General features: G+C 74.1%; 12 protein-coding genes. 5 read left to right on the top strand and 7 right to left on the bottom strand.

Going from position 1 to position 13,527, the window contains the following annotated elements; translation table 11 throughout:
* Positions 1 to 2: 2 nt before the first annotated feature.
* The 5 genes from nrdF to ACRYMY_RS12375 form a co-directional block, all read right to left on the bottom strand.
* The gene (gene nrdF / locus ACRYMY_RS12395; protein WP_432547561.1) at positions 3 to 974 is read right to left on the bottom strand and encodes a class 1b ribonucleoside-diphosphate reductase subunit beta; all 972 of its coding nucleotides are present in this window, start codon (positions 972 to 974) and stop codon (positions 3 to 5) included.
* 141 nt (positions 975 to 1,115) lie between these two features.
* Positions 1,116 to 3,284 carry a class 1b ribonucleoside-diphosphate reductase subunit alpha gene (nrdE, locus tag ACRYMY_RS12390; RefSeq protein ID WP_432547560.1) on the bottom strand — a complete coding sequence of 723 codons (2,169 nt, stop codon included), beginning with the start codon at positions 3,282 to 3,284 and terminating at the stop codon, positions 1,116 to 1,118.
* Positions 3,281 to 3,676 carry a class Ib ribonucleoside-diphosphate reductase assembly flavoprotein NrdI gene (gene nrdI / locus ACRYMY_RS12385; RefSeq protein ID WP_432547559.1) on the bottom strand — a complete coding sequence of 132 codons (396 nt, stop codon included), beginning with the start codon at positions 3,674 to 3,676 and terminating at the stop codon, positions 3,281 to 3,283. Before nrdI ends, nrdE begins: the two co-directional genes overlap by 4 nt.
* On the bottom strand, positions 3,673 to 3,918 hold the full coding sequence (nrdH, locus tag ACRYMY_RS12380; RefSeq protein ID WP_432547558.1) for a glutaredoxin-like protein NrdH: 246 nt from the start codon (positions 3,916 to 3,918) through the stop codon (positions 3,673 to 3,675). Before nrdH ends, nrdI begins: the two co-directional genes overlap by 4 nt.
* Positions 3,919 to 4,339: 421 nt before the next feature.
* Positions 4,340 to 4,798 (bottom strand): Lrp/AsnC family transcriptional regulator, encoded by a 459-nt coding sequence (locus ACRYMY_RS12375; protein ID WP_432547557.1) that lies wholly within the window; start codon positions 4,796 to 4,798, stop codon positions 4,340 to 4,342.
* 102 nt (positions 4,799 to 4,900) lie between these two features.
* Here ACRYMY_RS12375 and ACRYMY_RS12370 point away from each other — a divergent pair, with 102 nt between their 5' ends.
* Positions 4,901 to 6,658 (top strand): alpha-keto acid decarboxylase family protein, encoded by a 1,758-nt coding sequence (locus ACRYMY_RS12370; protein ID WP_432547556.1) that lies wholly within the window; start codon positions 4,901 to 4,903, stop codon positions 6,656 to 6,658.
* A gap of 12 nt (positions 6,659 to 6,670) precedes the next feature.
* Here ACRYMY_RS12370 and ACRYMY_RS12365 read toward each other — a convergent pair whose 3' ends face one another.
* Positions 6,671 to 7,453, bottom strand: a complete 783-nt coding sequence (locus ACRYMY_RS12365) for a LamG domain-containing protein (RefSeq protein WP_432547555.1) — start codon at positions 7,451 to 7,453, stop codon at positions 6,671 to 6,673.
* Between the two features lie 86 nt (positions 7,454 to 7,539).
* On the bottom strand, positions 7,540 to 8,244 hold the full coding sequence (locus ACRYMY_RS12360; protein ID WP_432547554.1) for a hypothetical protein: 705 nt from the start codon (positions 8,242 to 8,244) through the stop codon (positions 7,540 to 7,542).
* Positions 8,245 to 8,349: 105 nt separating this feature from the next.
* Between ACRYMY_RS12360 and ACRYMY_RS12355 the strand changes: the two genes are divergently transcribed.
* From ACRYMY_RS12355 to ACRYMY_RS12340, 4 genes are all read left to right on the top strand, one after another.
* Positions 8,350 to 9,273, top strand: a complete 924-nt coding sequence (locus ACRYMY_RS12355) for an exopolyphosphatase (RefSeq protein WP_432547553.1) — start codon at positions 8,350 to 8,352, stop codon at positions 9,271 to 9,273.
* A gap of 97 nt (positions 9,274 to 9,370) precedes the next feature.
* Positions 9,371 to 10,711 (top strand): glucarate dehydratase family protein, encoded by a 1,341-nt coding sequence (locus ACRYMY_RS12350; protein ID WP_432547552.1) that lies wholly within the window; start codon positions 9,371 to 9,373, stop codon positions 10,709 to 10,711.
* 109 nt (positions 10,712 to 10,820) lie between these two features.
* Complete coding sequence (gene kdgD / locus ACRYMY_RS12345; protein WP_432547551.1) at positions 10,821 to 11,735, top strand: 5-dehydro-4-deoxyglucarate dehydratase; 915 nt, start codon at positions 10,821 to 10,823, stop codon at positions 11,733 to 11,735.
* A 62-nt stretch (positions 11,736 to 11,797) separates the two neighbouring features.
* The gene (locus ACRYMY_RS12340; RefSeq protein ID WP_432547597.1) at positions 11,798 to 13,363 is read left to right on the top strand and encodes an aldehyde dehydrogenase (NADP(+)); all 1,566 of its coding nucleotides are present in this window, start codon (positions 11,798 to 11,800) and stop codon (positions 13,361 to 13,363) included.
* Positions 13,364 to 13,527 lie beyond the last annotated feature (164 nt).

The following is a 13,527-nucleotide window of genomic DNA, read 5'->3' as shown; positions in this document are numbered from 1 at the left end:
GCTCAGAACTCCCAGTCCTCGTCCTCGGTGGCCACGGCCTTGCCGATGACGTAGCTGGAGCCGGAGCCGGAGAAGAAGTCGTGGTTCTCGTCGGCGTTGGGCGACAGCGCCGACAGGATCGCCGCGTCCACCTTCGTGGCGTCGGCGGGGAACATGCCCTCGTAGCCGAGGTTCATCAGCGCCTTGTTGGCGTTGTAGTGCAGGAACGTCTTGACGTCCTCGGTGAGGCCGACGTTGTCGTACAGGTCGGCCGTGTACTTGCACTCGTTGTCGTACAGCTCGAAGAGCAGGTCGAAGGTGTAGTCCTTCATCTCCTGCCGCTTGGCCTCGTCGACGCGCTCCAGGCCGCGCTGGTACTTGTAGCCGATGTAGTACCCGTGCACGGCCTCGTCGCGGATGATCAGCCGGATGAGGTCGGCGGTGTTCGTCAGCTGCGCGCGGGACGAGAAGTGCATCGGCAGGAAGAAGCCGGAGTAGAACAGGAAGCTCTCCAGCAGCGTGGAGGCGACCTTGCGCTTGAGCGGGTCGTCGCCGTGGTAGTACTCCAGCACGATCGACGCCTTGCGCTGCAGCGCCTCGTTCTGCTCCGACCAGGTGAAGGCCTCGTCGATCTCCTGCGTGGAGGCCAGCGTGGAGAAGATCGAGGAGTAGCTGCGCGCGTGCACCGACTCCATGAACGCGATGTTCGTGTAGACGGCCTCCTCGTGCGGGGTGATCGCGTCGGGGATCAGCGAGACCGCGCCGACGGTGCCCTGGATGGTGTCCAGCAGCGTCAGGCCGGTGAAGACCCGCATCGTCAGGGTGCGCTCGGTGGGGGTGAGCCGCGCCCACGACTGCACGTCGTTGGACAGCGGGACCTTCTCCGGCAGCCAGAAGTTGGAGGTCAGACGGTTCCAGACCTCCAGGTCCTTCTCGTCCGGCACCCGGTTCCAGTTGATCGCGTTCACGCGGTCGATGAGCTTGAGCTTGTCCACGGTTCCTTCTCCGTCGTCGTGTCGACCGCCCGGACGGGCTGCGGGTGCGGCTGGCTGGTGCGGGTGGTGCGCACCGCACCGCCGGGTTCTCGCGGGTGCCGGCGGTGCGGTGCGTCTAGGGGTGGCGGGCGGGGCCGGCCGTCACAGCATGCAGCTGACGCAGCCCTGGACCTCGGTGCCCTCGAGCGCCATCTGCCGGATGCGGATGTAGTAGATCGTCTTGATGCCCTTGCGCCAGGCGTAGATCTGCGCGCGGTTGATGTCGCGCGTGGTCGCGGTGTCCTTGAAGAACAGCGTCAGGGACAGGCCCTGGTCGACGTGCTCGGTGGCCGCCGCGTACGTGTCGATGATCTTCTCGGGGCCGATCTCGTACGCGTCCTCGTAGTACTCCAGGTTCTCGTTCGTCATGAACGGCGCCGGGTAGTACACGCGACCGAGCTTGCCCTCCTTGCGGATCTCGATCTTCGACGCGATCGGGTGGATCGACGACGTCGAGTTGTTGATGTAGCTGATCGAGCCCGTGGGCGGGACGGCCTGCAGGTTCTGGTTGAACAGCCCGTGCTCGGCGACGGCGGCCTTGAGGTCCCGCCAGTCCTGCGGCGTCGGCAGGTCGACGCCGGCGCGGGCGAACAGCTCGGCGGCGCGCTCGGTGCGCGGCGCCCACGAGCGCTCGGTGTACTTGTCGAAGAAGGACCCGTCGGCGTAGGCGGAGCGCTCGAAGCCCTCGAAGACCTCCCCGCGCTCGGCGGCGATGAGGTTGGAGGCGCGCAGCGCGTGGTACAGCACGGCGGCGAAGTAGGCGCTGGTGAAGTCCACGGCCTCGGGGCTGCCGTAGCGCACGTGCTCGCGCGCCAGGTAGCCGTGCAGGTTCATCTGCCCCAGGCCGATGGCGTGCGAGCGGGCGTTGCCGTTCGCGATCGAGGGCACGGAGCGGATGTCGCTGGCGACCGAGACGGCCGTCAGGGCCCGCACGGCGGTCTCGACGCTGCGGCCCAGGTCCCCGCCGTCCATCGTCAGCGCGATGTTGAGCGAGCCGAGGTTGCAGGAGATGTCCTTGCCGACGACCTCGTAGCCGAGGTCCTCGCCCAGCCTGCTCGGGGTGTTGACCTGCAGGATCTCCGAGCACAGGTTCGACATGTTGATGCGGCCGTCGATCGGGTTGGCCCGGTTCACCGTGTCCTCGAAGACGATGTACGGGTAGCCCGACTCGAACTGCAGCTCGGCCAGCGTCTGGAAGAACTCGCGCGCGTTGATCGTCGTCTTGCGGATGCGGTCGTCGGCGACCATCTCGCGGTACTTCTCGCTGACCGCCACGTCGCCGAAGGGCACCCCGTAGACGCGCTCGACGTCGTAGGGGGAGAACAGGTGCATCGGCTCGTTGTTCTTGGCGAGCTCGAAGGTGATGTCCGGCACCACGACGCCCAGGCTCAGGGTCTTGATGCGGATCTTCTCGTCGGCGTTCTCGCGCTTGGTGTCGAGGAAGCGCAGGATGTCGGGGTGGTGCGCCGACAGGTACACCGCGCCGGCGCCCTGGCGGGCCCCGAGCTGGTTGGCGTAGGAGAAGGAGTCCTCCAGCAGCTTCATCACCGGGATGACGCCGGAGGACTGGTTCTCGATGCGCTTGATCGGCGCGCCGTACTCGCGGATGTTGCTCAGCAGCAGCGCCACGCCGCCGCCGCGCTTGGACAGCTGCAGCGCGGAGTTGATGCTGCGGCCGATGGACTCCATGTCGTCCTCGATGCGCAGCAGGAAGCAGGAGACGAGCTCCCCGCGCGAGGCCTTGCCGGCGTTGAGGAAGGTCGGCGTGGCCGGCTGGAAGCGCCCGGCCATGACCTCGTCGACGATGGCCGTGGCCAGCGCCTCGTCGCCGTCGGCGAGGGTGAGGGCCGTCATGACGGCGCGGTCCTCGAAGTTCTCCAGGTACCGGCTGCCGTCGAAGGTCTTCAGCGCGTAGCTCGTGTAGAACTTGAAGGCGCCCAGGAAGGTCTGGAACCGGAAGCGCGCCGCGTGCGCGCGGTCGGTGACGTCGCGGACGAACTCGTAGCGGTAGCGGTCCAGGACCTCGCGCTCGTAGTAGCCCTCGGCGACCATGTGGTCCAGGCGCTCGCGCAGGTCCCCGAAGCGCACCGTGCGCGGGTTCACGTGCTGCAGGAAGTACTGCCGCGCGGCCTCGCGGTCGGCCTCGAACTGGATGCGCCCCTCGGCGTCCCAGAGGTTCAGCAGCGCGTTGAGCGTGTGGTAGCCCGGCGCGGGGGCGGCCTGGGCGGGGACGGCGCCCGGCGTGGAGGGGGCGTCGGAGGTGAGGGTCACAGCGTGTCCAATCCGTCGCGCACCCGACGCACGTCGTCCGGGGTGCCGAAGAGCTCGAAGCGGTGGAGGAGGGGCACGCGGCACTTGGCGGCGACGATGTCGCCGGCCACGGCGTAGTGCACCCCGAAGTTGGTGTTGCCCGCCCCGACCACGCCCCGGATGAGGGCGCGGTTGGCCGGGTCGTTGAGGAAGCGGATGACCTGCTTGGGGACCGCTCCCGCACCTCCCCCGCCGCCGTAGGTGGGCAGGACCAGGACGTAGGGGGCGGTGACCGCCAGCGGCTCGTCGCCGGCGCGCAGCGGGAGGCGGCGCGCGGGGACGTCGAGCTTGCCGACGAACCGGTGGGTGTTGCCGGAGACGCTCGAGAAGTAGACGATCTCCGGCCCGGTCACGCCGGGACGGCCGTGAGGCGGTCGGCCAGGCCGTCGATGCGGTCGGGGCGGAAGCCCGACCAGTGGTCCTCGCCGGCCACGACGACCGGCGCCTGCACGTACCCGAGGGACTTGACCAGCTCGTGGGCGCGCTCGTCGGCGGTCACGTCGACGACCTCGTAGGCCAGCCCCTTGGAGTCCAGCGCACGGTAGGTCATGCGGCACTGCACGCAGGACGGGGTGCTGTAGACGGTGATGCTCATGGGGGTGGTCCTTCCCTCGGGGCCCTCGCGGTGACGCTGTCGCGACCCGTCCTGCTGGGTGTGCCCCGACACTACCCCTGGGGGCCGACATGTCCACTCACCACAAGATGGTGTGTCACACCGGTGTCATTCACATCCCCTGGGGACGAGGCTGTGGACGGTCCGCGGCGGTCGCGTTCCCGCAGGTCAGGGGCCCGTGGAGTGACGCCCAGGAGGCGCTTTACTACTGAGAGTCACAGTTGGGACACGACGCGGAGACGGCGTGTCGCGCTCCGCTCGGCGTGTCGCGGCCCTCGGGAGCCGGCCGGCGGGGACCCGGGCGGAGAGGGCTGTGGACGGCCCTGTGGGCAGTGGTGTGCGCGGCCGGTGGACGGCCTGTGGACCGTCCCGTCCTGTGGACAGCCCTGTGGATCCTTGGGGCTCAGCTCCGCAGGAGGTGGTCCATCCGGTGCGCCAAGAGCTCGCGCAGCACGATCGAGGTGGAGGTGCGCCGGATGCCGCGGCACGCGGTGATGCGCTGGGTGATCTCGTAGACGTGGTCGGCGTCGCGGGCGGCGACCTGGATGAGCAGGTCGTCGTCGCCGGAGATGCCCAGGCACTCCACGACCTCGGGGATGAGCGCCACGTCGGCGATCATCTGCGCGAACTCCGCCTGGTCCACCTCGGCCGTCACGACCGCCCGCATCGGCAGCCCGACCCGCTCGGGCGGCACCCGCACCGAGTGCGGCCGCAGGACCCCCTCGCGGGCCAGCCGCTCCAGCCGCGCGTGGACCGTGCCGCGCGCCAGGCCCAGGTCGAGCGAGAGCCGCTGCACCGTGGCGCGCGGGTCGCGGTCCAGCGCCAGCAGGATGCGCCGGTCGGTGCCGTCCAGACCCGTCACGACGACCAGCCTAGAGCTCCTGGACGGGCGGGACTGGTCGATCTGACCAGCCGGGACGACGGCTGTTGCGCACCGCGCCCCGCGGTGTCTGTCATCCCGGGCATGACGACCAGCACGGGCACCAGCACGAGCACCAGCACGAGCACGACGGGGACCGCCGGCGCGGGTGCGCCGGCCGGCACGGTGACGGTGGGCGCCTACCTGGCGCACCGCCTGCGGCAGCTGGGCGTGCGGCACCTGTTCGGGCTGCCCGGCGACTTCAACCTCGCGCTGCTCGACGAGCTGCTCGCGCCCGGTGCGCCGGACGGGGAGCCGGCGCTGCGCTGGATCGGCTCGGCCAACGAGCTGAACGCCGGGTACGCCGCCGACGGGTACGCGCGGATCCGGCGCGGGCCGGCCGCCGTCGTGACGACCTTCGGCGTGGGCGAGCTGTCGCTGGTCAACGCCCTGGCCGGCAGCTTCGCCGAGGACGTGCCGGTGGTGTCCGTCGTCGGCATGCCGGCCACCGGCGCGCAGGCGGCCGGCGCGCTGCTGCACCACTCCCTCGCCGACGGCGACTTCGACCACTTCGTGCGCGTGGCCGGGGAGGTGACGGCCTCGGCGACCGTGCTGCGCGCGCAGGGCGCGGCCACCGCGATCGACCGCGCGCTGCTGACGGCCGTCGGCACCTCCAAGCCCGTCTACCTCGGCGTGCCCGCCGACGTGGCTGTGGCCCGGGTCTCAGCCGCCCCGCTGGCGCGGCCGCTGCGGGTGCTGCGCAGCGACTCCGGCAGCGCCGCCGAGCTGGCCGCCGCGCTGCGCGCCCACCTGGCCGGCGCCCCGGAGGTGACCGTGCTGGCCGGCCCGCGCCTGCACCGGCGCCACCTGGAGGAGCGGATGCGGGCGGTCGCGAGCTGCGACGGGGTGCGGGTGGCCACCCAGTCGGCGTCCAAGGCACTGCTGGACGAGTCGCACCCGGCGAACCTCGGCGTGTACGCGGGCCGGTTCACCACCTCCGAGGAGACCCGCCGGCGCGTCGACACGGCCTCCCCGCTCGTGCTGGCCGGCGCCGTCATGACCGACTTCCTCACCGGCTCCTTCACCCACGGCTTCGACCCCGACGCGGCGGTGGACCTGCAGCTGGACCACGCCCGCGTGGCCGGCGACGTCTTCTACGGCGTCTACCTCGACGACTCCCTGCGCCTGCTGCACGAGGCGCTGCTCGAGCGCTCCCCCGCACCGGCGCCGCTGCCGCGCCAGGAGCCGCGGCCCGCCCCGGCACCGGTGGCCGCGGACGAGCGGCCGCTGACCCACGCCGCGTTCTGGCCGGCGCTGCAGCGCTGGCTGCGCCCGGGCACCCTCCTCGTCGCCGAGGCGGGCACCTCGTTCTACGGCGCGGTGGAGATGACGCTGCCCGACGGCTGCGACCTGCTGGGCCAGCCCGTGTGGTCCTCCATCGGGTACACGCTGCCCGCGACGCTCGGGGCGCTGCTGGCCGACCCCGGCCGCGAGACGGTGCTCGTCATCGGCGACGGGTCGGCGCAGCTGACGGTGCAGGAGCTGGGCCGGCTGCTGCAGCCGGGCCTGGCGCCGAAGGCGCCGACGGTGCTCGTCCTCAACAACGACGGCTACACCGTCGAGCGGGCCATCCGCAGCCCCGAGGCCGTCTACCAGGACGTCGTGGCGTGGGACTGGACGGCGCTGCCCGCGGCGCTGGGCTCGCCGGGGACCCTCGTGCGCCGCGTCACGACCGTCGGCGAGCTGGTGCGCGTGCTGGAGGAGCGGCGCGCCGAGCCGTCGCGGGCGCTGTTCGTCGAGGTGGTCCTGCCCCGCGACGACGCCCCCGACCTGCTGCACCGCCTGGCGCGCAGCGTGCGCTGAGGCGCCGGGCGCTCAGGTCGCCACGACCGCGTGGACGAGGGCGGCGCCCGAGCTGCCGGGGCGCGTGCCGAACAGGCTGACCACGAGTTGCAGGGGGTAGCGGAGGACCTGGGGCGAGGTGAAGACGACCTCCTCCTCGCAGGCCACGACGACGCCGCCGCCGTCCCAGCGCGCCGACCAGGTGTGCGCCGCCCCCGCCCCGACCGGGACGACGACCTCCCGCACGTCGGTGACCAGGCGCGGGTCGTGGTGGGCCTTGACGCCCGTGCGGGCCGTCGTGGTCGAATCCGTCACGGCCTCGCCGTCCACCTCGAACAGGCACACCTCCCCGCTGTCGCGCTCGTCGAGGTGCTCGGTGCCCACCAGCCAGACGGCGAGGGTGCAGCCGTCGTCGCGGCCGGCGGTGACGGTGACGTCGACCTGCCCGGCGCGGGGGGCCCGCAGCAGCCGCAGCGGGGTGGGCGTGCGGACCACCAGGCCGTCGGGGCGGTGGCGGTGCGTGCCCCGGGTCGAGCCCGCCGGGCCGCTGAACAGGGCGGTCTGCAGGCTGGACACCCGCAGCGGGGCGTCCTCGGGCCGCCAGTCGGGCTGGTCGGCGTCCACCCGCAGGCGCAGTCCGCCGGGCCCGTCGGGCCCGTCCGCGACGAGGTCGTAGCGGGCGTGGGAGCGCTCGGGCGTCGTCCAGTGCGGCAGGTAGTGGTCCACCCACCGCGCGGGGTCGAGCCGGGGACCGGCGAAGTCCTCGACGAACCCGGCCGCCGACCGGTCCAGCCGCTGCCACCGCGTGCCCGTCACGTCCGCCTCCCCGGGGTCCGCCCGCGCTGCCGGCGGGATCGTGGCAGGCGGTGCGCCCGCGCGGGCGGGATAACGCGGTCAGCGGGTCAGCGGGCCGGCAGCCAGCGGGCCAGGCGGCGCGCGGCGGCCGCGTCCAGGCCGGCGGCCAGCGCCGCCCCCACCAGCAGCCCGGCCGCCGACGTGCCCGCGGGCGCGGGCGCCGGGCCGCCGGGGGCGCACAGGTCGGCGAACTCGCGCAGCAGCGGCTGCACCCGGCGCCGCTCGTGGGCGGGCGCGAAGCCGTGCGGACCGAGCGCGCACGCCGCGGTCACGACGTCGCGCACGCGCGGGTCGAGCAGGGCCCGGGCCCGCTCCAGGGGGCGGCTGAGGTCGCGCGCGCCGACGGCGAGCGCCCACCCGCGCCGCCAGCCGGCCGGCGCGTCCGGGGGCAGGGGCGCGACGTCGAGCAGGCAGACGGGGGCGCCCGCGGCCAGCGCGAGGGCGAAGGCGAGGTCGTCCGGGCCGGGGTCGTGCACGAGGACGGGCCGGTGCCCGGCGTCCCGGTCGGGCCCGGTGAGCCCGGCGGGCGGGCGGCGGGCGCGGCGGGTGGTCACGGCGTGGGCGCGCGCGAAGGCCAGCAGCTCGGGGTGGGCGCGCTCGTCGCCGCGGGCGGGCACGACGAGGACGCCGTGCAGGCCGCGGGCGAAGCACTGCTCGTCGACCCAGTCGACCGCGGCCGCCAGGTGCCCGGCCAGGGGTGCGCTGGAGGGCAGCCACGCCGTCGGCTGCACCAGCGGGGCGGGCACCTGCACGCGGCCAGCGTGCCACCCCGGCGGTGCGCGGGGGCACGGCTCAAGGGGCGGGCGGGGCCTGCCGATGAGCACGGGACCGCCCGTCCTCGTCCTGGGAGCGCCCCCGTGCCGTACCGCCTCGTCACCCGCAGCGACTTCGACGGCCTCGTGTGCGCCGTGCTCCTGCGCCAGCTCGACCTGGTCGACGAGATCACCTTCGTGCACCCCAAGGACGTGCAGGACGGCGTCGTGGAGATCACGGAGCGGGACGTGCTGACGAACCTGCCGTACGACCCGCGCGCGCACCTGGTCTTCGACCACCACCACTCCGAGACGCTGCGCACGCGCGGCGCCGCGAACCACGTCATCGACCCGGACGCGCCGTCGGCGGCGCGCGTGGTGTTCGACCACTTCGGCGGGGCGGCGCGGTTCCCGAAGGTGTCGGAGGAGCTGATGCGGGCGGTCGACCAGGCGGACTCGGCGGCGTACGACGTCTCCGAGGTCCTGGAGCCGGAGGGCTGGACGCTGCTGAACTTCCTCATGGACAGCCGCACGGGCCTGGGCCGGTTCCGCGACTTCCGCATCTCCAACTACCAGCTGATGATGCAGCTGATCGAGGCGTGCGCGGAGTACCAGGACGTCGAGGAGATCCTCGCGCTGCCGGACGTGGCGGAGCGGGTGGAGCTGTACCGGGCGCAGGCGGAGCTGTTCCGCGCGCAGCTGGAGCGGGTGACGACGCTGCACGGGGACGTGGCGGTGGTGGACCTGCGCGAGGAGGAGGTCATCCACGCCGGCAACCGGTTCCTGGTGTACGCGCTGTTCCCGCAGGCGCGGGTGTCGGTGCACGTGATGTGGGGCCGCGGGAAGCAGAACACGGTGTTCGCGGTGGGCAAGTCGATCGTGGACCGCAGCTCGCCGGTGGACGTGGGCGCGGTGTGCCTGTCGCACGGCGGTGGCGGGCACCTGGCGGCGGGCACCTGCCAGGTGCCGCACACCGACGCCGCGCGCGTGGAGGTCGAGCTGGTGGAGGCGCTGCGAACGGCCCGCTGACACGGGGTCCTCCTCGTCGTCCGCGGGCTGGGCGTCGTCCACCTGCGTGGACGTGTGGCACGATGCCGTCGCCGCTCCCGCCGACGAGGAGGACGCCATGACGGCGACCGACCACACCGCTCCCGCCGCCCGCCACCGCCGGGCCGCGCGCCCCGGCGGCACGAGGATCACCGGGGTCACCGTCACCCCCGTCGCCTTCCGCGACCTGCCGCTGCTCAACAACGTCGGCGTGCACGAGCCGTACGCGCTGCGCACGGTCGTCGAGGTGCGCACCGAGGACGAGCACGGCGGCGAGGCCGTCACCGGCCTGGGCGAGACGTACGGCGACGAGGGCCACCTGGAGCGCGTGCGCCGCGCCGCCGACGCCGTCGTCGGCACGGACGTCTTCGACGTGCACGGCCTCGAGCGCGCCGTCGCCGGGGCGCTCGCGGGCGACTCCGGCGCGGGCGGGCACGGCATGGGCGGGCAGGTGACCACCTCCAGCACGCTGGCGCGCGTGGTCTCCCCCTTCGAGGTGGCCGCCCTGGACGTGCAGGGCCGGCTGCTCGGGCGGCCGGTCAGCGACCTGCTCGGCGGGGCGGTCCGCGACGCGGTGCCCTACAGCGCCTACCTGTTCTACAAGTGGGCCGGCCACCCCGGGCAGCCCGAGGACGAGTGGGGCGCGGCGCTGGACCCCGAGGGCCTGGTCGCCCAGGCCCGGCGGATCGTCGACGGGTTCGGCTTCGGCGCCATCAAGCTCAAGGGCGGCGTGCTGCCCCCGGAGCAGGAGGTCGAGGCCGTCCTGGCGCTGCGCGAGGCCTTCCCCGACCTGCCGCTGCGCCTGGACCCCAACGGGGCGTGGACCCCGGACACGTCCGTGCGCGTGGCGCAGGCGCTGGCGGGGGTCGTGGAGTACCTGGAGGACCCCACCCCCTCGATCGAGGGGATGGCCGAGGTCGCCCGGCGGGTGGACGTGCCGCTGGCGACGAACATGTGCGTGGTCGCCTTCGAGCACCTGCGCCCGGCCGTGGCCGCGGACGCCGTGCAGGTCGTGCTGTCGGACCACCACTTCTGGGGCGGGCTGCGCCGCTCGCAGGACCTGGCGCGCGTGTGCGAGGTCTTCAGGATGGGCCTGTCGATGCACTCCAACTCGCACCTGGGCATCAGCCTGGCGGCGATGACGCACCTGGCGGCGGCGACGCCGAACCTGGACTACGCCTGCGACACGCACTGGCCGTGGAAGCGGCCCGAGGACGACGTCGTGGTGCCGGGCGCGCTGGGGTTCGCCGACGGCGCCGTGGCGGTGCCCACCTCCCCCGGCCTGGGCGTGGAGCTGGACCGCGACGCCCTGGGGCGCCTGCACGAGGCGTGGCGGACGTGCGGGCTGCGCCGGCGCGACGACACGGGGTACATGCGGACCGTGGAGCCGGGGTTCACCCCGAACACCGCCCACTGGTGACCCACCTGTCCACGTCCGTGGACGGTGTTCCGCTGTGTGGCAGTGGTCTGCTACCGTCGGGCCCGTCAGCCGAGGCGCCGCCGCCTCACCCGACCCGGGAGCCGCCGCCATGACCCAGTACGCCCCGGCCGACCTGCGCGATGCCCTCGCCTCCGGCCTGCTCTCCTTCCCCGTCACCCACACCCGCCCCGACCTGTCCTTCGACGAGGACGCCTACCGGGCGCACGTCGCCCACCTGGACGGGTTCGGCGCGGCCGGGCTGTTCGCCGCCGGCGGCACGGGCGAGTTCCCCGCGCTGACCCAGGCCGAGGTCGAGCGCGTCGTGCGCGCCACCGTCGCCGAGACCGGCGACTCCCTGCCCGTCGTGGGACCGGCCGGCTACGGCACCTCCACGGCCGTCGAGATGGCCCGCGCCGTCGAGGCCGCCGGCGCCGACGGCGTCTTCCTGCTGCCGCCCTACCTCAACGAGGTCGGCCAGGAGGGCCTGTACCGGCACGTCGCCGCCGTCTGCCGCGCCACGTCCCTGGGCGTCGTCGTCTACCACCGCGCCAACGCGAGGTTCTCGGCCGGGACCGTCGACCGCCTCGTGGCGGAGTTCGACAACTTCGTCGGGTTCAAGGACGGGATCTGCGACATCGACCTCATGGCGCGGATCAACGTGGTCCACGGCGACCGCCTCGTGCGCATCGGCGGCCTGCCGACCGCCGAGACCTACGCGCTGCCCTACCTCGAGCTCGGCGCCTCCACCTACTCCTCGGCCATCTTCAACTTCGCCCCGGAGTGGGCGAGCGCCTTCTACCGGGCCGTCCGCGCCCGTGACCGCGACACGGTCACCGAGAGCCTGCGAGACTTCGTGCTGCCCTACCTCGAGATCCGCGACCGCGCCCCGGGGTACGCCGTCTCGATCGTCAAGGCCGGGATGACGGCCGCGGGGCGGCCCGCCGGCGCGGTGCGCCCGCCGCTGACGGACCTGGACGACGCGGAGCTCGCGGAACTGACCGACCTCGTCAAGAAGGTGATCTGAGAGTGCCCACGCAGACGACCGGCACGAACGGGCTGAGCGTCGAGACCCGCCTCACGGGCGAGATGTTCCTCGGCGCCGCGCGGGTGCGCGGCACCGCCGGCGAGGTGCGGGCCACCGACCCGCGCACCGGTGAGGACCTCGAGCCCGCCTTCGGGCTGGGCACCCGCGAGGACGTCGACCGCGCCGCCCGCCTGGCCCGCGCCGCGTTCCGCACCTACCGCGCCACCGCCCCCGAGGCGCGCGCCGCGTTCCTGGAGGACGTCGCCGCCCGGATCGAGGCCGTCGCCGAGCCGCTCGTGGCCCGCGTGCGGGCCGAGACCGGCATCGCCGAGGCCCGCGTGCGCGGGGAACTGGCCCGCACCCTCGGCCAGCTGCGGCTGTTCGCCCGCGTCGTGCGCGGCGGCGCCTTCCACGGCGTGCGCCTGGAGTCCCGGCTGCCCGACCGGAAGCCCCTTCCGCGCCCGGACCTGCGCCAGCGCAAGGTGCCCCTGGGGCCGGTCGCGGTGTTCGGCGCCAGCAACTTCCCGCTCGCCTTCTCCGTCGCCGGCGGCGACACCGCCTCGGCCCTGGCCGCCGGCTGCCCCGTCGTCGTCAAGGCGCACTCCAGCCACCCCGGCACCTCCGAGCTCGTCGCGACCGCCGTCGCCGACGCCGTCGCCGCGGCCGGCCTGCCGGAGGGCGTGTTCTCGATGGTGTTCGGCTCCGGCCGCGAGGTCGGGCAGGCGCTGGCCGCCCACCCGGACATCGCCGCCGTCGGGTTCACCGGGTCGCGCTCCGGCGGGCTCGCGCTCGTCGAGACGGCCAACGCCCGGCCCGTGCCGATCCCCGTGTACGCCGAGATGTCCAGCGTGAACCCGGTCGTGCTGCTGCCCGGCGCGCTCGCCGAGCGCGGCGCCGCGATCGGCGAGGCGTTCGTCGCCTCGCTGACGATGGGCGTGGGGCAGCTGTGCACCAACCCCGGCCTCGTGTTCGCCGTCGAGGGCCCCGGGCTGCAGGAGTTCCTCGACGCGGCCGCGGGCGCGGTGCGCGCCAGCGCCGCCCAGCCGATGCTCAGCGCCACCATCTGCTCCGCCTACGACTCCGGCGTCAAGGCGCTGCGCGACCACCCGCGGGTCGAGGAGGTCGCCACCGGCAGCGGCGACGAGGAGATCGCCTCGGCGGGCGTGACGAACCTGTTCACCACCACGGCCGAGGCGTTCCTGGCCGACGAGGCGCTGCGCGAGGAGGTGTTCGGGTCGACCTCGCTCGTCGTGCGCGCCCCGGACACCGCGGCGCTGGCCGCGCTCGTCGACAGTCTGGAGGGGCAGCTCACCGCGACGCTGCAGCTGACCGACGACGACACCGCCACCGCCCGGGAGCTGCTGCCGGTGCTGGAGGAGAGGGCCGGGCGCATCGTCGCCAACGGCTGGCCCACCGGCGTCGACGTCGGCGAGGCGATGGTGCACGGCGGGCCGTTCCCCGCCACCTCCGACGGGCGCTCCACGTCCGTCGGGACGCTGGCGATCGAGCGGTTCTTGCGGCCCGTGGCCTACCAGGACCTCCCGGCGGCCCTGCTGCCGGACCCGGTCGCCGACGGCAACCCCCTGGGCATCGTGCGGCAGGTCGACGGTGAGCTCCGCACCTCCTGAGACGAGCTCCGCCGCGCCCACCACCCGCCTCGACCTGCGGGAGCGGTCCGCCGCCGCGGGCCGCTCCCCCGGGGGGGGGGGGGGGGGGGGGGGGGGGGGGGGGGGGGGGGGGGGGGGGGGGGGGGGGGGGGGGGGGGGGGGGGGGGGGGGGGGGGGGGGGGGGG

Source organism: Kineococcus haloalkalitolerans, from assembly GCF_050871905.1.
GTDB lineage: Bacteria > Actinomycetota > Actinomycetes > Actinomycetales > Kineococcaceae > Kineococcus.
The sequence above is the reverse complement of the archived record's forward strand: the minus strand, read 5'-3'. Positions and strand labels throughout refer to the sequence as shown.